The organism is Streptomyces sp. NPDC037054 (assembly GCF_055606745.1).
This window is the reverse complement of record NZ_JBVJSJ010000004.1, coordinates 53,769-71,999: the sequence shown is the minus strand read 5'-3', so window position 1 is coordinate 71,999 and position 18,231 is coordinate 53,769. Positions and strand designations below refer to the sequence as shown.

20 protein-coding genes are annotated in these 18,231 nt (G+C 72.6%); 16 read left to right on the top strand and 4 right to left on the bottom strand.

The annotated features are described in order from the left end of the window. Window positions 1-37: 37 nt before the first annotated feature. On the bottom strand, window positions 38-1,510 hold the full coding sequence (locus ACZ7D7_RS11250; protein ID WP_470823777.1) for a regulator: 1,473 nt from the start codon (window positions 1,508-1,510) through the stop codon (window positions 38-40). Window positions 1,511-1,739: 229 nt separating this feature from the next. Here ACZ7D7_RS11250 and lipB point away from each other — a divergent pair, with 229 nt between their 5' ends. From lipB to ACZ7D7_RS11230, 4 genes are all read left to right on the top strand, one after another. Beyond that, entirely contained in the window at window positions 1,740-2,558 is an 819-nt protein-coding gene (gene lipB / locus ACZ7D7_RS11245; RefSeq protein ID WP_470823776.1) for a lipoyl(octanoyl) transferase LipB, read from the top strand. Window positions 2,559-2,690: 132 nt separating this feature from the next. After that, window positions 2,691-3,680, top strand: a complete 990-nt coding sequence (gene lipA / locus ACZ7D7_RS11240; RefSeq protein ID WP_470823775.1) for a lipoyl synthase — start codon at window positions 2,691-2,693, stop codon at window positions 3,678-3,680. A 266-nt stretch (window positions 3,681-3,946) separates the two neighbouring features. Beyond that, on the top strand, window positions 3,947-4,147 hold the full coding sequence (locus tag ACZ7D7_RS11235) for an SCO2195 family GlnR-regulated protein (RefSeq protein WP_470823774.1): 201 nt from the start codon (window positions 3,947-3,949) through the stop codon (window positions 4,145-4,147). A gap of 91 nt (window positions 4,148-4,238) precedes the next feature. Continuing rightward, window positions 4,239-4,940 carry a DUF4191 domain-containing protein gene (locus ACZ7D7_RS11230; protein ID WP_470823773.1) on the top strand — a complete coding sequence of 234 codons (702 nt, stop codon included), beginning with the start codon at window positions 4,239-4,241 and terminating at the stop codon, window positions 4,938-4,940. A gap of 78 nt (window positions 4,941-5,018) precedes the next feature. Here the strand turns inward: ACZ7D7_RS11230 and ACZ7D7_RS11225 are convergent, their stop codons facing one another. Next, window positions 5,019-5,486, bottom strand: coding sequence for an RDD family protein (locus ACZ7D7_RS11225; RefSeq protein ID WP_470823772.1), 468 nt, complete (start codon window positions 5,484-5,486; stop codon window positions 5,019-5,021). Between the two features lie 230 nt (window positions 5,487-5,716). Here ACZ7D7_RS11225 and glnA point away from each other — a divergent pair, with 230 nt between their 5' ends. From glnA to ACZ7D7_RS11210, 3 genes are all read left to right on the top strand, one after another. Next, window positions 5,717-7,126: a type I glutamate--ammonia ligase gene (gene glnA / locus ACZ7D7_RS11220; RefSeq protein ID WP_470823771.1), complete on the top strand. Its 1,410-nt coding sequence runs from the start codon at window positions 5,717-5,719 to the stop codon at window positions 7,124-7,126. Between the two features lie 159 nt (window positions 7,127-7,285). After that, window positions 7,286-7,549, top strand: a complete 264-nt coding sequence (locus tag ACZ7D7_RS11215) for an SCO2583/SCO2584 N-terminal domain-containing protein (protein WP_470823770.1) — start codon at window positions 7,286-7,288, stop codon at window positions 7,547-7,549. Between the two features lie 102 nt (window positions 7,550-7,651). Further along, window positions 7,652-8,836: a winged helix DNA-binding domain-containing protein gene (locus tag ACZ7D7_RS11210; protein ID WP_470823769.1), complete on the top strand. Its 1,185-nt coding sequence runs from the start codon at window positions 7,652-7,654 to the stop codon at window positions 8,834-8,836. 79 nt (window positions 8,837-8,915) lie between these two features. On the opposite strand, the gene ACZ7D7_RS11205 is transcribed toward ACZ7D7_RS11210, so the two are convergent. Next, window positions 8,916-9,230 (bottom strand): hypothetical protein, encoded by a 315-nt coding sequence (locus ACZ7D7_RS11205; RefSeq protein ID WP_470823768.1) that lies wholly within the window; start codon window positions 9,228-9,230, stop codon window positions 8,916-8,918. A 174-nt stretch (window positions 9,231-9,404) separates the two neighbouring features. On the opposite strand from ACZ7D7_RS11205, the gene ACZ7D7_RS11200 reads away from it, so the two are divergent. The 8 genes from ACZ7D7_RS11200 (at window position 9,405) to ACZ7D7_RS11165 (ending at window position 16,965) form a co-directional block, all read left to right on the top strand. Then, a complete protein-coding gene (locus tag ACZ7D7_RS11200) occupies window positions 9,405-9,764 on the top strand; it encodes an arsenate reductase family protein (protein WP_470823767.1) in 360 nt (119 codons plus the stop codon). A gap of 87 nt (window positions 9,765-9,851) precedes the next feature. Further along, window positions 9,852-10,790, top strand: a complete 939-nt coding sequence (locus tag ACZ7D7_RS11195; RefSeq protein WP_470823766.1) for a hypothetical protein — start codon at window positions 9,852-9,854, stop codon at window positions 10,788-10,790. 153 nt (window positions 10,791-10,943) lie between these two features. After that, window positions 10,944-11,651 (top strand): hypothetical protein, encoded by a 708-nt coding sequence (locus tag ACZ7D7_RS11190; RefSeq protein WP_470823765.1) that lies wholly within the window; start codon window positions 10,944-10,946, stop codon window positions 11,649-11,651. A gap of 431 nt (window positions 11,652-12,082) precedes the next feature. Beyond that, entirely contained in the window at window positions 12,083-13,114 is a 1,032-nt protein-coding gene (glnII, locus tag ACZ7D7_RS11185; RefSeq protein WP_470823764.1) for a glutamine synthetase, read from the top strand. 153 nt (window positions 13,115-13,267) lie between these two features. Next, complete coding sequence (locus ACZ7D7_RS11180; RefSeq protein WP_470823762.1) at window positions 13,268-13,390, top strand: hypothetical protein; 123 nt, start codon at window positions 13,268-13,270, stop codon at window positions 13,388-13,390. A 117-nt stretch (window positions 13,391-13,507) separates the two neighbouring features. Beyond that, window positions 13,508-14,098, top strand: coding sequence for a winged helix-turn-helix domain-containing protein (locus ACZ7D7_RS11175; protein ID WP_470823761.1), 591 nt, complete (start codon window positions 13,508-13,510; stop codon window positions 14,096-14,098). Window positions 14,099-14,158: 60 nt separating this feature from the next. Continuing rightward, window positions 14,159-15,175: an NAD-dependent epimerase/dehydratase family protein gene (locus ACZ7D7_RS11170; RefSeq protein ID WP_470823760.1), complete on the top strand. Its 1,017-nt coding sequence runs from the start codon at window positions 14,159-14,161 to the stop codon at window positions 15,173-15,175. A 248-nt stretch (window positions 15,176-15,423) separates the two neighbouring features. After that, a complete protein-coding gene (locus ACZ7D7_RS11165) occupies window positions 15,424-16,965 on the top strand; it encodes a DUF1996 domain-containing protein (protein WP_470823759.1) in 1,542 nt (513 codons plus the stop codon). Between the two features lie 70 nt (window positions 16,966-17,035). On the opposite strand, the gene ACZ7D7_RS11160 is transcribed toward ACZ7D7_RS11165, so the two are convergent. Beyond that, window positions 17,036-17,491, bottom strand: coding sequence for a hypothetical protein (locus ACZ7D7_RS11160; protein WP_470823758.1), 456 nt, complete (start codon window positions 17,489-17,491; stop codon window positions 17,036-17,038). Window positions 17,492-17,696: 205 nt separating this feature from the next. On the opposite strand from ACZ7D7_RS11160, the gene ACZ7D7_RS11155 reads away from it, so the two are divergent. Then, entirely contained in the window at window positions 17,697-18,224 is a 528-nt protein-coding gene (locus ACZ7D7_RS11155; RefSeq protein WP_470823756.1) for a tetratricopeptide repeat protein, read from the top strand. The last annotated feature ends 7 nt before the right edge of the window (window positions 18,225-18,231 follow it).

The window sequence follows — 18,231 nt, the reverse complement described above, 5'->3', positions numbered from 1 at the left end:
CGGCGAGGGACGGCGGCGGGTGCCGGGCGCGGGAACCTCAGGCCAGGGCCGCCACCCGGTCCCGGTAGCCGCGGGCCGCCGCCGCGTCCCGGTAGGGCTCCAGGCGGCGTTCGAAGTCCCTGACGTACTCCACGGCCCGCACCGAGCGCATCTCCGCGGCCTGGCCCGCGGCCTCGGCGGCGAGGCGGCAGGCCTCGTCGAGTTCGCCGAGGCCGAGGCGGGCGGTGGCGAGGACGACCTTGCAGAACACGCGGCTGCGGGCCTGCGCGGGCGCGCGCAGTTGCAGCGAGCGCTCGGCGTGCTGCGCGGCGGCCCGGAACTGCTGGAGGTCGCGGTGGCAGTGCCCGAACTCGTCCGCGAGCTGCGCCTCGTCGAAGAACCGCGCCCAGTGCGGCACCTCGTCACCGGGCCGGGCGGTCTCCAGCGCGCGCTCGGCCCGGACGAGGGACGCGGTGCAGGCGCGCACCTCGCCGAGCACGCCGTGCCCGCGGGCCTCGGCGGCGTGCAGCAGCGCCTGGAGGGCGGGCGGCACGGTGGTGCCGACGCCCTGCTGCGCCACGCGCGCGAGCTGCACGGCCTCCCGTCCGTGGCCGAGGTAGACGGCCTGCCGGCTCATGGTGACGAGCACGTACGCGCCGTAGGCCCGGTCCGCCGCCGCCTGGGCGAGCCGCAGCGCCTGCACGAAGTAGCGCTGCGCGAGCCCGTGCGCGGCGATGTCGTACGACGTCCAGCCGGCGAGCCTCGTGAGCTCGGCCGCGGCGGCGAACAGGCGGCGGCCGGCCTGCTCGCCGTAGCTGCCGCGCAGCATCGGCTCGCACTCGTGCTCCAGGTACCGCACGAGGGCCTGGCGCGCGTGGCCGCCGCCGTACATGTCGTCGAGGGTGCGGAACAGTTCGCCGACGGAGCGCAGCGCCGCGATGTCGCCGCCGGTGACCCGCTGGCCGGGGCCGCGGTCGGCGGGCCCGCGCCGGGCGGCGAGCGCGGCGGCCTGTTCCGGCCCGGCGGGGCGGCGTACCGCAGGGCGGCCCTGGGCGGGTACGCGCGTGGGGACCTCGGTGCGGGCGACCTTGTCGTCGGGCCGGCCGATGAGCCAGTCCCGGCTGGGCACGACGAGCCCCGCCGGGGTGAACGCGATCTTGCGGAGTTCGGCGTGGCTGCCGGAGTCCTTGCGCCACAGTCCGCTGACGATGTCGACGGCCTCGTCGGGGGTGGCGGCGAACTCCAGCCCGGCGTAGACGGGCGCGCAGGCGTCGAGCCCGAGGTCCTGCGCCGTGAGCCGGCGGCCGAGGCGGCGGGTGAACACCTCGGCGATCAGGGCGGGGGTGGTGCCGCGGGGCTGCTGGCCGCGCAGCCACCGGGTGACGGACGTCTTGTCGTATCTCAGGTCCAGCCCGTGTTCGAGGCCGAGCTGGTCGACGCGACGGGCCAGACCTGCGTTGGAGAATCCCGCTTCTGCGATGAGCGCGGCGAGTTGGCGGTTGGGAGTGCGCTGCGCGGGTCGTTCCGTCATCTGCGGTGCGGTCTCCTGCCTTCCGGGACGAAGTGCCCGGATTGCCTGTGAGCAGCCCTTATGGCCTCGTGGTCGGCGCGAATGTAGCGGAGCGTAGCCAGGCGATCGCACATTCCAGCAGGCATTCATCCGATCGTGTGAGGATTGGCCGCGAGGCTGACGGCCAGAGGCGGTCGTACAGTGGCGTAGGCACGTTTCGTGCCTTACGACTTCCAGGGAGGCGCTTGCCGTGAGTGAGCTGCGGTTCGTCCGCATGGGTTTCGGTGCCGAGGCCGTGGACTACCAGGTGGCATGGGACGAGCAGCGCCGGGTGCACGCGGCGCGCTTCGAGGACCGTGTCCCCGACACCGTGCTGCTGCTGGAGCACCCTCCGGTCTACACGGCCGGCCGGCGCACGGAGGACAGTGAGCGCCCCCTCGACGGCACCCCGGTCATCGACGTGGACCGCGGCGGCAAGATCACCTGGCACGGACCGGGCCAGCTCGTCGGCTACCCGATCCAGAAGCTGCCCCGCCCGGTGGACGTCGTGGCGCACGTGCGCCGCCTGGAGGAGGCCCTGATCCGCACCTGCGCCGACTTCGGCCTGGAGACGACGCGGGTCGAGGGCCGCAGCGGCGTGTGGGTGCTCGGCGACCCGGTGGCGGAGCGTCCCGCGCTCGGCGGGCTGTCCCTGGACTTCGACCCGCGCCTGACGGACGACGAGTTCGACCCCCGCCTGAACGGCCCCGACTACGCCCCCTCCAACGCGGGCCAGCGCCGCGAGGACCGCAAGATCGCGGCCATCGGCATCCGCGTCGCCAAGGGCGTCACGATGCACGGCTTCGCGCTGAACGTGAACCCGGACAACAAGTGGTTCGACCGGATCATCCCGTGCGGCATCCGCGACGCGGGGGTCGCCTCCCTGGCCGGCGAGCTGGGCCGCGACGTGACGATCGACGAGGTCCTGCCGGTCGTCGAGCGGCACCTGAGGGACATCCTGGAGAACGCCGAGCTGAAGCCGAGGGTGGTCGAGAAGACCCCGGAACCGGTCGCCCCGACCGGCGCCTGAGGACGGGGCCGTCCGGCCGCACGGGCGCCCGGGGCGGCGGCCGCCGCAGGCGCAGGCCAGCACCCACGCCGGCCACCAAATCAACGGGCGTACCCTGGTGGACGCCGAAGAATCAACGCTAGGGAGCCAGCCGTGTCCGCAGTCGCACCCGACGGACGCAAGATGCTGCGCCTGGAGGTCCGCAACAGCCAGACCCCCATCGAGCGCAAGCCCGAGTGGATCAAGACCCGGGCGAAAATGGGCCCCGAGTACACCAAGATGCAGAACCTCGTGAAGAGCGAGGGCCTGCACACGGTCTGCCAGGAAGCCGGCTGCCCGAACATCTACGAGTGCTGGGAGGACCGCGAGGCCACCTTCCTCATCGGCGGCGACCAGTGCACCCGGCGTTGCGACTTCTGCCAGATCGACACCGGCAAGCCCGAGGCCCTCGACCGCGACGAGCCGCGCCGCGTCGGCGAGTCCGTCGTCACGATGGACCTCAACTACGCCACCATCACCGGCGTCGCCCGCGACGACCTGGAGGACGGCGGCGCCTGGCTGTACGCCGAGACCGTGCGCCAGATCCACCAGCAGACCGCGGACCGCGAGGCCGGCCGCACCAAGGTGGAGCTGCTCGCCCCCGACTTCAACGCGGTCCCGGAGCAGCTGGCCGAGGTCTTCTCCTCCCGCCCCGAGGTCTTCGCGCACAACGTCGAGACGGTCCCGCGCATCTTCAAGCGCATCCGCCCCGGCTTCCGCTACGAGCGTTCGCTCCAGGTCATCACCGCCGCCCGCGACTACGGCCTGGTCACCAAGTCGAACCTGATCCTCGGCATGGGCGAGACCCGCGAGGAGGTCAGCGACGCGTTGCGCCAGCTGCACGACGCGGGCTGCGAGCTGGTCACCATCACGCAGTACCTGCGCCCCTCGGTGCGCCACCACCCGGTGGAGCGGTGGGTGAAGCCTCACGAGTTCGTGGAGCTCCAGGAGGAGGCCGAGCAGATCGGCTTCTCCGGCGTGATGTCCGGTCCGCTGGTCCGGTCCTCCTACCGCGCCGGGCGGCTCTACCGGATGGCGATCGAGCAGCGCCACTCGGCCGCTCCGGGACAGGGCGACGCCCAGGTCGCCGCGCAGGCCGTCTGACGCCCCGTCACCCGTCGTCCTCACGCGAGCCCTTGGCCGCGTGTGAAGTCGCGCACAAGTGACTACTCGCCGGTAGTGACCGATACGACGCGGTCCCGACCGTCCTCCCAGCTGAGGACGTACGTCGGGGCCGCGTCCGTGTTTCGGGGCGCCACATCGGGGCTTCATGGGTGTTTGACCGGTCGGTCACGCCCTGGTAACACCAATCAGTGACCCTGGAATCACAGGTCGTACACCCGTATCCGCTCCGAGGGGGGACCTCCACGATGCAGGCCGCGCCCGTCCGCGCCACCGCCATTCCGTCGTTCGGCACCGCACTGCGCGCCGTCGAGTCGCTGCTGATGAGCAGCGGCCAGCGCACCGCCCGTCGCAACGCCTGGACCTCCGTACTGGAGGACCGCCGCCGCGCCAAGGACCGCGTCGAGGCGCAGCGCGTCCTCGACGAGACCGTGTCCGGCCGCCTCTGATCCTCCCCGGTCCCCCGCGGCCGGCCCGCCGCCCGCGCTCCGGCTGGCACTGCCGTCGTCCGCGCTCCTGGGGACACGTAGACTTCTTGTCATGGCGAGGAAGGAAACCGCAGCGGACGCTGCGAACCCCGGGCGACTGAAGCAGATCGCCCTGACCTACAAGATGACCCGCAGGGCCGACAAGAAGATCGGTCTTGTACTCGCGGCAGTCGGAATCGTCACCTTCGGTGTCTTCCTCGCGATCGGTTTCTTGATCGGTCACCCCATCTATCTCGGCATCCTGGGCCTCCTGCTCGCCTTGCTCGCGACGGCGATCGTGTTCGGGCGCCGGGCCGAGCGGGCCGCCTTCGGGCAGATGGAGGGCCAGCCGGGCGCGGCAGCGGCGGTGCTGGACAACATCGGCCGGGGCTGGACCACGACCCCCGCCGTGGCGATGAACCGCAGCCAGGACGTGGTGCACCGCGCCGTCGGCAAGGCCGGCATCGTGCTGATCGCCGAGGGCAACCCGAACCGGGTGAAGGGCCTGCTGGCCGCCGAGAAGAAGAAGATGAACCGCATCGTGGCCGACGTGCCGGTGCACGACCTGATCGTCGGCACCGGCGAGGGCCAGGTCGAGCTGAAGAAGCTGCGCACCACCATGCTGAAGCTGCCGCGCGTGCTCACCGGCCCGCAGGTCACCACGACCAACGACCGGCTGCGCGCGCTGGGCGACCTGATGAGCAACATGCCGCTGCCGAAGGGTCCGATGCCGAAGGGCATGAAGCTGCCGAAGGGCGGCCCGAAGGCCCGCTGACGCACACGTCCTTGCGCCGTACGACGAAGGGGCGCCCGGATCACTCCGGGCGCCCCTTCGTCCTGTGCACCGGACGGGTCAGACGCGCACTTCCACCGTGCGGGCCAGCCGGTCGTGCAGGCCGCGGCCGTCGCGGTCCCAGACCAGCGGCGGGATCGCCAGGCACAGCAGCACCGTGCGCAGCAGGACCCGCAGGGGGTTGACCGTACCCGTGTCCAGGGCGACCACCCGCAGGCCGAAGAGCCGCTTGCCGGGTGTGCAGCCGATGGTGCCGACCGTGAGGACGCTGAGCACGAAGAAGATCAGCAGGGCCCAGTTGCCGGTGGCCTGGCCGTAGCCGTCAGTGATCAGACCGTATGCGATCAAGAGGCAGAGGCTCCAGTCCACGGCCAGCGCGCCGACGCGCCGCCCGGGCCGGGCGATCGAGCCGGGTCCGTGCTCCGGCAGGCCCAGCCGCTCGCCCCGGTAGCCGAGTTCCGCGCCCGCGTTCTCCAAGGCCGCGCGCGGCCCCGACAGCCATGACCCGAATGCTTCCCTGTTGTCCACGCGTCCACGGTACTGCGCCCGGTCGGGCCCGGGGGCCGGTGGGGTGCTCCGGGGCTACGGTGGAACGAGAGCCGGTCGACCCGACCGGAAGCCGGTTAACTTGTGCGAAACAAATGGGTCACGCCGGAGAAATCACGCGTCCCTAGGGTCGAGGTCAGCGTGTGCCACCCGCACTGGCCGCACGAACGAACTACCACCCCGGCGGGACGGTCGGGAGTAGGAGGAGCTGGATGTTCCAGAACGCCGACGAGGCCAAGAAGTTCATCGCGGACGAGGACGTCAAGTTCATCGACGTCCGGTTCTGCGACCTCCCGGGCGTCATGCAGCACTTCACGGTGCCCGCCGAGGCGTTCGACCCGGACGAGGAGCTGGCCTTCGACGGCTCCTCCATCCGCGGCTTCCAGGCCATTCACGAGTCCGACATGGCGCTGCGCGCCGACCTGTCGACGGCCCGGGTGGACCCGTTCCGCCGTGACAAGACGCTCAACGTCAACTTCTTCATCCACGACCCGATCACCGGCGAGCAGTACTCCCGTGACCCGCGGAACGTGGCGAAGAAGGCCGAGGCCTACCTCGCGTCCACCGGCATCGCCGACACGGCGTACTTCGGCCCCGAGGCCGAGTTCTACGTCTTCGACAGCGTCCGCTTCGCGACCAGCGCGAACGAGTCCTTCTACCACATCGACTCCGAGGCCGGCGCCTGGAACACCGGCGCCCTGGAGGACAACCGCGGCTACAAGGTCCGCTACAAGGGCGGCTACTTCCCGGTGCCGCCGGTCGACCACTTCGCCGACCTGCGCGCCGAGATCTCCCTGGAGCTGGACCGGGCCGGCCTGAAGGTCGAGCGCCAGCACCACGAGGTGGGCACCGCCGGCCAGGCGGAGATCAACTACAAGTTCAACACGCTGCTCGCCGCGGCCGACGACCTCCAGCTCTTCAAGTACATCGTGAAGAACGTGGCCTGGCGCAACGGCAAGACCGCGACCTTCATGCCGAAGCCGATCTTCGGCGACAACGGCTCGGGCATGCACGTCCACCAGTCGCTGTGGAGCAACGGCGACCCGCTGTTCTACGACGAGGCCGGTTACGCGGGCCTGTCGGACACCGCCCGCTACTACATCGGCGGCATCCTCAAGCACGCCCCGTCGCTGCTGGCGTTCACCAACCCGACGGTGAACTCGTACCACCGCCTGGTGCCGGGCTTCGAGGCGCCGGTGAACCTGGTGTACTCGCAGCGCAACCGCTCCGCCGCGATGCGCATCCCGATCACGGGCTCCAACCCGAAGGCCAAGCGCGTCGAGTTCCGCGCGCCCGACTCCTCCGGCAACCCGTACCTCGCCTTCTCGGCGCTGCTCCTCGCGGGCCTGGACGGCATCAAGAACAAGATCGAGCCGGCCGAGCCGATCGACAAGGACCTGTACGAGCTGGCTCCCGAGGAGCACGCGGGCGTCCCGCAGGTCCCGACCTCCCTCGGCGCCGTCCTCGACCGCCTGGAGGCCGACCACGAGTTCCTCCTCCAGGGCGACGTGTTCACGTCCGACCTGATCGAGACGTGGATCGACTACAAGCGCGCGAACGAGATCGCCCCGCTCCAGCTGCGCCCGCACCCGCACGAGTTCGAGCTGTACTTCGACGTGTGACAGGCACCGGGCCGCTCACCGGCCCGGGGGTTCGCACGAGGACCCGCCGTCCCTTCGGGGAAGGCGGGTCCTCGCCGTATCCTGGGTTTGGCACCGGACGGACGTTCGATCGGGCGACTGCCGGTGGCCGACGACCGCCGAGTACGGGGGGTGACCAGGATGTCCGGGCGTGACGAGTTCGAGGAGCGGGAGTTCGACATCCGCTGGGCCGACGGGGCCGAGCACAAGGAGCCGTCGGCGCGGGCCCGGATGCTGGCCGCGCGCTGGAAGCACGATCCGCCGGGGCCGGTGCCGTTCCGGCCCGAGCCGACGCGGAAGGCCGCGCGGCACCGGCCGGCCTGGTTGTCGGCCGTGCTCGTGCTCGGTGGCATGGCGGCGTTGATCGTGCTGCTCGGTCTCGGCGGGTTCCGCCCGCCCTTCTGACTTCGCCTCCCGGGCCCGGGCGCCTCGCGCCTGCGCCCGCCCCCGCTGTCAGTGGCGTCCGCGAGGATGGGCGTACCGAGCGTGGTGAGTGGGGAGGCGTGCATGGGTGAGCGGCAGCGGCACATTTCCGTGGTGGAGCGGCGGGCGCGGCTCGCGGTGCGGCACCGGCTGGCCGGGGCGGCCCGGGCGGCGGGGCCCGAGGAGGTCGCCGACTCGCTGGTAGCGCTGCACGGCACGGATCCGGCGACCGTGTTCCTCGCGGTGGGCGCGCGGCTCGCGGACCCGGCGAAGACCGTGCCCGAGACCGAGCGGGCGCTGTACGAGGACCGTGCCCTGGTACGGATGCACGGCATGCGGCACACCGTGTTCGTGTTCCCCGCCGGCCTGACCGCCGTCGTGCACGCGTCGACGGGGCTGACGGTCGCCGCGCGCGAGCGTGCCTCGCTGCTGAAGCAGATGGCTGCGGCCGGGGCGCCGGACGCGGCCTGGCTGGCGGAGGTGGAAGCGGCGACGCTGGCCGCGCTGGGCCGGCGCGGGCAGGCCACGGCGGCCGAACTCGCCGTGGACGAGCCGCGGTTGAAGGAACAGTTCGTGTACGCGGCCGGCAAGAGCTACGAGGGCGTGCACACCGTGTCGACGCGGCTGCTGAAGGTGCTGGGCGTCGAGGGGAAGGTCGTACGGGGCCGGCCGCTCGGTTCCTGGACGTCGGGCCAGTTCCGCTGGGCGCTCGCCCCGGAGCATCCCGGGCTGGACCCGGCCGAGGCCCGGGCCGCGCTGCTGCGGCGCTGGCTCACGGCGTGCGGGCCGGCGACGGAGGCGGACCTGAAGTGGTGGACGGGGTGGCGCGTGACGGACGTGCGCGGGGCGCTCGCCGCGATCGGGGCGCGGCAGGTGTCGCTGGACGAGGGCACGGGGTTCGTGGCCGACGGCGACGAGGCTCCCGTGGCCGCGCCGGACGGGCCGTGGGCCGCGCTGCTGCCCGCCCTGGACCCGACGGCGATGGGCTGGCAGCAGCGGGACTGGTATCTGGCGCCGGAGCTGCGCGCGGCCCTGTTCGACCGGAGCGGGAACGTGGGGCCGACGGTGTGGTGGGACGGCCGGGTGGTCGGCGGCTGGGCGCAGCGCGCCGACGGGGAGGTCGTCTGGCGGCTCCTCGACACGCGGGGCCTTGGCCGCGACGCGGAGGCGGCGATCGCGGCGGAGGCCGAGCGGCTGCGCGGCTGGGTCGGCCCGACGCGGGTGACTCCGCGCTTCCGGACGCCGCTGGAGCGGGAGTTGGCGGCCTGAGCGGCCAGGGGCGGAGACACCGGTGCCGGGCACCCCGTCGCAGCGGGGTGCCCGGCACCGGACGTACGCGTGCCTCCGGTCAGCGGCAGTAGCGCATCAGCGCGCGCACCATGTGGCACGTGGTGTCCGACGGCGGGTGGACGCCGATCGTCTCCGCCGTCTTCCGTATCGTCTCGTTGCGGGCCTGGTTCGGGACGTGGACGCCGGAGTCGAGCAGGGCGATCGCGAGCCGCATCGCCTTCAGACGCCGGTTGTGCGTGATGTACCACTCGCGGGGGCGGCCCGGCGGCAACGGGCGCTTCTCCACGGGGGCGTAGGGCAGGTCGAGCAGGACGGGACGCTTCGCGGTGGACTGGGTGGGCAGTGGCTTCGCCTTCAGTGCGGCAGCGGGCACAGGCATCCTCCTGTCGCGGTAAGAGCGCCGGCCGGGGACCTCGGCGACCCCGGCGCCGCTCTCGAACACTGCTTCTATTCTACTGCCCACCACTGACAAAAGCCCCTGGCCACAAGGGCTTTCGGGGGTGGTGTGACGCAGGGGGGAGACGGGTTTTCGCGTACCGTGGGCGGCATGGAGATCTGGATCAACCCGGCCTGTTCGAAGTGCCGCAGCGCCGTGAGCCTGCTCGACGCGGAGGGTGCCGACTACACCGTCCGCCGGTATCTGGAGGACGTGCCGAGCGAGGACGAGATCAGGGCCGTACTCGACCGGCTCGGTCTGGAGCCCTGGGACATCACCCGCACCCAGGAGGCCGTGGCCAAGGAGCTCGGCCTCAAGGAGTGGCCGCGCGACGAGAGCGCGCGGGGCCGCTGGATCGCGGCGCTCGCCGTGCATCCCAAGCTGATCCAGCGCCCGATCATCACGGCGGACGACGGCACGGCGGTCGTGGCCCGCACCGAGGAGGCCGTACGGGACGCCTTGTCCCGGTGATCGGTCTTTCGCCGCCGATGTGCGGGTAGTTGGCGGTTTGTCGCTCGGTGCGGGAGTGGGCGCCCTTCGCTGTTACCCTGCGCGGCCATGACCTTCGGTGATCATGGAAGCCCGCAGGGGCCCCCGCCCCCGCACAGCCCTTACGGGCAGTCGTACGGGCAGCCGCCCGGACAGACTTACGGGCAGGCGTACGGACAGTCTCACCCGCAGCCCGGTCCGGATCCCTACGGGGCCGGGGCCGCGCAGTCGTACGCCCAGTGGGAGGCGCAGCAGGAGCGGATACGCCGGGGGCGGCGCCTGCGGCGCGTGGTCGGCGGCGCGGTGGGAGTCGTCCTCGTCGCGGCGATCGGCGTGGGCGCCGTGCTGGCGACCGGCGGGGGCGGCGGTGAGGGCGCGGCCGCCGCACCCTCGTCGACCGGCTCCGTCGGGGAGGCCGTCCCCTCCGTGCCCTCCGTCGCCGCCGAGCTGCCCTCCGACGCGCCGTCCGCCCTGCCGTCGCTGCTCGCCCGGCCCGTGATCCGCCCGGAGCAGGCGTTTCCGGAGAAGAGCGTGCGGCTGGCGGACGGCGCGCGGTACGAGCGGGTCGACCTGGTCACCACCACCGACTGCGCGCGGGGCATGTCCCCGGAGCTCGCCGAGCTGATCGAGCAGGGCGAGGAGTGCCTGCGGCTGACGGCGGCCCTGTTCACGGACGCCGAGCGGCGTTCGCAGGTGACGGTCACCGTGCTGAGCTTCCGGCGCGTGGAGGACGCCTCGCGGGTCATGGCGATGGCGTCGATGGATCCGGTGACGTACCAGGTCGTCGCGCTCGATCCGCCGGCCGGTGCGGGACTGCCGACGGTGCCGCCGGGGTCGGCCGGTGTGTTCCGGCGGGTGATGACCGTGCGGTCCGTGGTGTTCGCCAGTGGGCAGTGGGGCGACGGCGCGGAGACCGGTGAGGCGGCGCTCACCGCTCGGACGGAGGGCCTGCTCGGGCACGTCAACGAGACCGTCGCGGCGTACGAGCAGGGTGCGGACGGGTCCTGAAACCGACTGCCGTCGCACCTCCGGGCGCGGGCGACGACCCTTCAACTCGCGTGTGATACAGGTTACTTCGGCGGTGGCCCCGAGCGCTGAGCAACCTCGTTCGGCATCTCGTACATAGCGGCGTACGCTCCCCTACCTCTTCAGGAGGCGCGCATGTCGCGCAGGAGAACGCTCAGTACGAAGAAGAAGATCGCGCTGCTGGTGAGCGCCGCGACGGTGGCGGGCGGCGGGGCCTTCGTCATGGCCGGTGCCTCGAACGCGCAGCCCCCGTCGGCGGCCGGCGACTCGGTCGTCTGCCAGGGTCTGGCCACCGCCCTCGGCAACAACCAGCGGTTCATCGAGGGCCAGCGGGCCGCCCCGGACGCGCAGTCCGAGGCGCGGATCGCCAACCGCGAGGCGGTCATCGCCGAGATCCGGCGCAAGCAGGAGGCGTCCGGCTGCGAGGCGGGCGCGGGGGCGGGGGAGTCGGCTCAGGACTCCCAGCCCGAGCAGCAGCGCCCGCCGCAGTCCGCACCCGCCGGGAGCGCGCCCGCCGGCGAGGCCCCGGCGGAGACCGCGCCCGAGGGCGGGGCCCCCGCCGGGAGCGCGCCGGCCGACGGGGCTCCGGCCGCCGGTGAGCGGGTCTGCGACGGGTCGACGGTGACCCTCTCCGGGGAGGGCGGCCCGCCCGCCGCGTCCAGCAGCGAGTTCCCGGCGGGCACGAAGCTGAAGGTCACCAACCTGGACAACGGCAAGTCCACGACCGTGGAGGTCACGTCCGTCTCCGGGAGCTGCGTCCTGCTCAACGACGCCGCGTTCGAACAGGTCCGTGAGCCCGGCAAGTTCCTGATCCGCCGGGCCGTGATCGAGAAGGTGGGGTGAGGCCCGGCGCCCGACGGCGAACCGCTCCCCCGTGTCACGGTCCTGCCGCGCCCGCCAGGCGCGGCAGGACCGCCGCCCTTCACCCCGCAGCACGCCCCCTTCGCCCCGCCGCACGCCCCTTTCGCGCGGTGCCGAGCGCCCCCTTCCGCCCGCCGCGGGCCCGTTCCCCCTCGCATTCCCATCGCATACGAGCCGTCGCCCCGAAGCCGCCACCGGGCCCCTGATCAGGGGCTTTCCGGGGACTTCCCGGCACGCGCGCGCCCTCACAGCGTGAGTCGCGCCACACGACCACCAGGTAACACGGGGTTCACATTCGGGCAATGGCCGGGAAATCGCCTGTTGACAGGCTTCCGGGTATCCGCGGCGCCCCAGTGCCGCAGCGCCGCAGCACCCGCAAGTGCGCCTAGACCCACCCCCGAAGGATGTGGCCCGTGACCTTCAAGGCTGAGTACATCTGGATCGACGGCACCGAGCCGACGGCCAAGCTGCGTTCCAAGACGAAGATCATCGCGGGCGCGCCCGCCGGCCTGGACGCGCTGCCGATCTGGGGCTTCGACGGTTCCTCCACGAACCAGGCCGAGGGCCACGCCTCGGACTGTGTGCTCAAGCCGGTCTTCTCCTGCCCGGACCCGATCCGCGGCGGCGACGACGTCCTGGTGCTGTGCGAGGTCCTCAACACGGACATGACCCCGCACTCCACCAACACGCGGGCCGCGCTGGCCGAGGTCGCGGAGCGGTTCGCCGCGCAGGAGCCGATCTTCGGCATCGAGCAGGAGTACACGTTCTTCAAGGACGGCTACCCCCTCGGCTTCCCCAAGGGCGGCTTCCCGGCCCCGCAGGGCGGCTACTACTGCGGCGTCGGCTCGGACGAGATCTTCGGCCGTGACGTCGTCGAGGCGCACCTGGACAACTGCCTGAAGGCCGGCCTCGGCCTGTCCGGCATCAACGCCGAGGTCATGCCCGGCCAGTGGGAGTTCCAGGTCGGCCCGCTGGCGCCGCTGGAGGTCTCCGACCAGCTGTGGGTGGCCCGCTGGCTGCTCTACCGCACCGCCGAGGACTTCGGCGTCGCCGCCACCCTCGACCCGAAGCCGGTCAAGGGCGACTGGAACGGCGCCGGCGCGCACACCAACTTCTCCACGAAGGCGATGCGCGAGACCTACGAGGCGATCATCACCGCCGCCGAGTCGCTCGGCGAGGGCTCCAAGCCGCTGGACCACGTCAAGAACTACGGCGCCGGCATCGACGACCGCCTGACGGGCCTGCACGAGACCGCCCCGTGGAACGAGTACTCGTACGGCGTCTCCAACCGCGGCGCCTCGGTCCGCATCCCGTGGCAGGTCGAGAAGGACGGCAAGGGCTACATCGAGGACCGCCGTCCCAACGCCAACGTCGACCCGTACGTGGTGACCCGCCTGCTCGTCGACACCTGCTGCTCCGCGCTGGAGAAGGCCGGCCAGGTCTGAGCAGGACCCGCAGCCTCCTTGCGCGAAGAGGGCGTCCACCGTGACGGTGGGCGCCCTCTTCGCGTCGTCGGGGGCGCGGGCGAGCGGGAGTTCGGGCGTCCACTGTGTGAGAGACGGCTCCTGCTGGACGTGGGTGTCTGCTTCAATGGGTCCATGACCGGTATCCAGAAGCACGTCGCGACGGGTCGTCACGACCTCGAGCCCTTCTGGCCGTCCCGTCAGCACCACGACTTCGACCGGGTGTGTTGCCGCGCGGTGAACGCGCGGGCCCTCTAAAGCCGTACCCCGGCCTTCGGCCAGCGCGGACGACGTACGTCCCGCGGCGCCCCGACCACGACCTCGCGGCCGTCGCCCTTTCCCGACGCACTCCTCGCGCGAAAGAGCTGACCTCTCATGGCGACCTCCCGTTCCCTGACCACCGCTCCCTTCCCCGCCCACTCCCCCGGCGTCCCTCGGCACCGGCTGCGCGCCGTCGACCGGGACGAGGCCGTGGAGCCGGCGTTCGACGTGGCGGACCTCCTGCCGCCGGGCGCCACCTGGCTGCCCGCGCCGCCGCACACCCTGCCCGCGCTGCCGGGCCGGCCGCCGATGGTCGGCTACCTGGTGCTCGTCCCCGCCGGCCGGCGGCCGCCGTTCCTCGCGGCGACCGACCGGCCGGAGGCCGCCGCCCCGGCCGGCGACGACGACGGCGCGCCCCTCGTCCGCATCGACACGGTGCGCCGCACCGCCGAGGTCGACGGGCGTGAACTCGACCTGACCTACCTGGAGTTCGAGCTGCTCGCGCACCTCGTCGCGCACCCGGGCCGGGTGCACACCCGGGACCAGCTCGTGAGCACGGTGTGGGGCTACGGGCACGTGGGCGACGGCCGTACGGTCGACGTGCACGTGGCCCGGCTGCGCCGCAAGCTGGGCGCCGAGTACCGGGCGGCGATCCAGACCGTGCGCCGCGTCGGCTACAAGTACGTGCCGCCGACCGGGCGCTGAGGCTCTGCCGACGGCAGATTCGCGTGCCGTGCCGGGCCCGCGCCGGGCAGAGTGACCGGCATGAGGCTTCTGGTGCTGGGTGGTACGGAGTTCGTCGGGCGGGCCGTCGTGGAGGCGGCCCTGGGGCGCGGCTGGGACGTGACGGTGTTCAACCGGGGGCGGCACCCGGCCCCGCCGGGGGTGCGGTCGCTGCACGGCGACCGCACCGCGCCGGACGGGCTCGCCGCCCTCGCCGCGGACGACGCCGAGTGGGACGCCGTCGTCGACACGTGGTCGGCGGCGCCCCGCGCGGTGCGGGACGCGGCGCGGCTGCTGCGGGGCCGCGCCGGACGGTACGTGTACGTGTCGAGCTGCTCGGTCTACGCCTGGGCGCCGCCCGCCGGGTACGCGGAGGACGCGCCGCTGGTCGAGGGCTCGGCGGACGCGGAGCAGACCGCGTACGCGGAGGACAAGCGGGGCGGTGAACTGGCCGCGCTGGACGCCTTCGGCGCGGACGGGTCGCTGCTGGTGCGGGCCGGGCTGATCCTCGGCCCGTACGAGAACGTGGGGCGGCTGCCCTGGTGGCTGGGCCGCATGGCGCGCGGCGGCGCGGTGCTGGCGCCGGGACCGCGGGACATGCCGCTGCAGTACGTCGACGCGCGTGACCTCGCCGAGTGGTCGCTCGACGCGGCCGAGGCCGGGCTGAGCGGGCCGTACAACCTGATCAGCCCGCAGGGGCACACGACGATGGGCGCCTTCCTGGAGGCGTGCGCCCGGGTGACCGGCGGCCGGGCGGAACTGCGGTGGACCGACCCCGAGGTGGTGCTCGCCGCCGGCATCGAGCCGTGGACGGAACTGCCGGTGTGGGTGCCGCCGGGCAGCGACATGCACGAGGCGCTGCACAGCGCCGACGTGTCGCGGGCCGTCGCGGCCGGGCTGCGCTGCCGTCCCGTGGAGGACACCGTCGCCGACACCTGGGCGTGGCTCCAGGAGATCGGCGGCACGGCGCCGCAGCGACCGGACCGGCCTCGCAAGGGCCTCGACCCGGAGGTGGAGGCGAAGGTGCTCGCCGGGGGCGGGACCGGCGCGCCGTCATGACCGTGCCGCCGTGATCGCCGGGGACAGTGGGAAGCGGACGGATTCCGCCGCATCCCCGGCATCACGCCGCAATTCTCAGGAATTCCCGGCTCCCGCTGCTCAAACGGCATTCGAAACATCATTGCGGCGCGCAATTCCCGGCAATCGCCGATGCGTCTGAACACCTCTGGGCCCAACTCCGTATGGGAGGACGCCGCTTCACTCCTGTCGGGCGCCTCGCTGCCCCGCAAGGAAGTCAGAGGAGTTCCATGGGACGCAATACACGAAAACGCCGTACGCCGCTGGCCACCAAGGCCGTTGCCGCATCGGCGGCACTGGCGCTCGGTGGGGGCGGGCTGGTCTGGGCGAATTTCTACGCCTCGGCGCACGAGTCCGACGGCCGCGACGGCACGACCCGTTCGGCGGGTGCGCAGATCGCCACGATCGACTGTCCGGACGTGGGTCAGCAGCTCAGGCGGCTGCCGCGGGGGGCCCGCTCCGGAGTCGACAGGGAATTGGCGAACCTCGACAAGCAGATCACCGAGGCGTACACGCGTCTCGCGTCGACGCGCGACGCCCAGGAAGGCGATCCGGGATATGTGCGGAACGCGATTCTCAGCCCGCTGAAGTCCAAGCGGACCGCCGCGCTCGACCGGATCGGCATCAACATCCGCCGGGCGGGCGGCAGCACGCCGGGCGACCTGGACCGGTTCGCCGAGTGCCGGGGCGTGCCGGCCGAGGAGCCCGAGACCGTCGACGGCGACGGCGACGGCGACGGCCAGGACCAGGACGGTCAGGACGGCGACCAGGACAACGACGGTCAGGACGGCCAGGACGGCGGCCAGGACGGCGGTCAGGACCAGGGCGACGGCCAACAGGGCGACAACGGCAACGGGGCCGCGGGCCCGGTCGCCGAGGACTTCGTCGACATCACGACCGTCGAACCCAACGTGCAGCAGCCGCAGGAGGGCGAGAACGCCTCGACGGGCAGCTTCACGACCGAGTGCGGCGTGAACGAGAACGACCTGTTCAACAGCGACAACCTGATCGTGGCGCCCGGCGTCGACAACGGCGCGCACCACGTGCACGACTACGTCGGCAACCAGGACAACGACGCGTTCTCCAGCGACGAGGACCTCGCGAACGCCGACACCAGCTGCCAGAACCAGGGCGACAGGTCCACGTACTACTGGCCGGTGCTCCGGCTCCAGGACGGGACGCAGGAGTTCGACGCGGGCGACCTGGGCGGCGGCGCCGAGGGCAACGTCGGCCGGATCCTCCAGGCGGAGAGCGCCGAGATCACGTTCGTCGGCAACCCGCAGAGCGAGGTCGTCGCGATGCCGAAGTTCCTGCGCATCATCACCGGTGACGCGAAGGCCTTCACCAACGGCGACGCCAACGCCAACGCGGGCTGGTCCTGCACCGGGTTCGAGGACCGGGTGCTGGAGGACAAGTACCCGCTGTGCCCGGACGGTTCCAAGGTGGTCAGGATCTTCGACTTCCAGAGCTGCTGGGACGGCCAGAACATCGACAGCGCCAACCACCGCGACCACGTCGCGTTCGCCGACCCGGCCACCGGCGCCTGCCCGGAGGGCTTCCGGGCCATCCCGCAGCTGACGATGAACCTGGTCTACGACGTGCCGCGGCCGACCATCGAGAACGGGCAGGTGCAGAACCCGTTCGCGGTGGACGGCTTCCCCGAGCAGCTGCACAAGCCGATCACGGACCACGACGACTTCATCAACGTCATGGACGAGGACCTGATGAACCAGGTGGTCGACTGCATCAACAGCGGCGAGGACTGCCAGTGACGCGGTAGCGGCCACGAAGGGGAGCCGGCGGCGGGTGCGGAACGTTCCCGCCGCCGGCTCCCCCGTGCGCTCAGTGGTGCGAGCCCGTGTGGCCCCCGTCCCCGCTCCCTCCGTGCGACGTGCCCTCCTCCAGCGTCCCGCCGAGCCGCCCGCGCAGTGACCGCACCACGTCCGCGTGGCCGACGGCGACCCACTTGCGTCCGACGAGGTAGTGACCGCCGTAGTCCTTGGCCGTGTTGATCCACTCGCGCTGGCCGCGGTCGGTGGCGAAGGTGGCGAGGACGTACTTGCCGTCGCCCGTCCCGCAGATGGCCTGGCGGATCTCGTCCGCGTCGGTCTGCATGTCCGGCTCGCAGTCGGCCTCGGCGGCCAGTTGCTCCAGGCTGCCGGTCGCCGTGCGGGGCGGCGCGGCACCGCCGCTCCCGCCGTCCGCCCGCGCGGCGCCGTCCCCGTCGGATCCGCAGGCCGCCAGTGCCAGTGCCGCCACGGCCCCGGTCAGCGCGAGCATCGGTCGGGTCACCCTCATCCTGTCTCCTCCGGTCCCTCGCGGCGGCACCGAGCGGTGGCACCGCACGGTGGCGTGCCGCGGCCGGCCCCGGCCCGGGGCCTCCCCCTGGATACGGGCGCGGGGCGCACCGCGCTCAACGTCCGCGGGGCGCACCGCGCTCAACGTCCGCGGGACGCGGCGCGCTCAAATCCGCGTGCCGCCGCCCGCCCCGCCGTGCGAAGGTGTGCCGGTGAACCAGGACTGGGAAGACCGCGTGGCCGCCGCCTGGGCGTCCTTCGACACCTACGACGAGGACAGGGCGGGCGAGTTCCGCGAGGTGATCGAGGCGCTCGTCGCCGAACTGCCCGCCGACAGCCCGCTCGGCCCGTTCGAGCGGGCCTGCGCCTGGGACTCCACGGGCCGCTCCGACCTGGCCGTTCCGCTGTACCGGGAGGCGCTGGCGCGCGGCCTCGCCGAGGTGAGCCCGTACAAGGCACGCCGGACGAAGATCCAGCTGTCCAGCTCGCTGCGGAACATCGGGCGCCCCGCGGAGGGCGTCGAGCTGCTCACGCCCGAACTGGACGCGCTGTCCGACGAGTTGGACGACGCGGTCCGTGCGACGCTCGCGCTGTGCCTGTCGGGCCTCGGCCGCGACCGCGAGGGCCTGGCTTTGGTGCTGGGCGCCCTCGCGGCCCATCTGCCGCGCTACCAGCGGTCGATGGCGAACTACGCGCGGCTGCTGACCGCCCCGGAGGGCGACACCCACGCGTGAAGTGACC

What these genes read in the sequence shown, in the direction of transcription:
- ACZ7D7_RS11250 (WP_470823777.1), bottom strand. Translation starts at nt 1,510, where the DNA reads ATGACGGAACGACCCGCGCAGCGCACTCCCAACCGCCAACTCGCCGCG.
- ACZ7D7_RS11235 (WP_470823774.1), top strand. Translation starts at nt 3,947, where the DNA reads ATGCAGGCCGCGCCCGTCCGCGCCACCGCCATTCCGTCGTTCGGCACC.
- ACZ7D7_RS11230 (WP_470823773.1), top strand. Translation starts at nt 4,239, where the DNA reads ATGGCGAGGAAGGAAACCGCAGCGGACGCTGCGAACCCCGGGCGACTG.
- glnA (WP_470823771.1), top strand. Translation starts at nt 5,717, where the DNA reads ATGTTCCAGAACGCCGACGAGGCCAAGAAGTTCATCGCGGACGAGGAC.
- ACZ7D7_RS11215 (WP_470823770.1), top strand. Translation starts at nt 7,286, where the DNA reads ATGTCCGGGCGTGACGAGTTCGAGGAGCGGGAGTTCGACATCCGCTGG.
- ACZ7D7_RS11210 (WP_470823769.1), top strand. Translation starts at nt 7,652, where the DNA reads ATGGGTGAGCGGCAGCGGCACATTTCCGTGGTGGAGCGGCGGGCGCGG.
- ACZ7D7_RS11200 (WP_470823767.1), top strand. Translation starts at nt 9,405, where the DNA reads ATGGAGATCTGGATCAACCCGGCCTGTTCGAAGTGCCGCAGCGCCGTG.
- ACZ7D7_RS11195 (WP_470823766.1), top strand. Translation starts at nt 9,852, where the DNA reads ATGACCTTCGGTGATCATGGAAGCCCGCAGGGGCCCCCGCCCCCGCAC.
- ACZ7D7_RS11190 (WP_470823765.1), top strand. Translation starts at nt 10,944, where the DNA reads ATGTCGCGCAGGAGAACGCTCAGTACGAAGAAGAAGATCGCGCTGCTG.
- ACZ7D7_RS11180 (WP_470823762.1), top strand. Translation starts at nt 13,268, where the DNA reads ATGACCGGTATCCAGAAGCACGTCGCGACGGGTCGTCACGACCTCGAG.
- ACZ7D7_RS11175 (WP_470823761.1), top strand. Translation starts at nt 13,508, where the DNA reads ATGGCGACCTCCCGTTCCCTGACCACCGCTCCCTTCCCCGCCCACTCC.
- ACZ7D7_RS11170 (WP_470823760.1), top strand. Translation starts at nt 14,159, where the DNA reads ATGAGGCTTCTGGTGCTGGGTGGTACGGAGTTCGTCGGGCGGGCCGTC.
- ACZ7D7_RS11165 (WP_470823759.1), top strand. Translation starts at nt 15,424, where the DNA reads ATGGGACGCAATACACGAAAACGCCGTACGCCGCTGGCCACCAAGGCC.
- ACZ7D7_RS11160 (WP_470823758.1), bottom strand. Translation starts at nt 17,491, where the DNA reads ATGAGGGTGACCCGACCGATGCTCGCGCTGACCGGGGCCGTGGCGGCA.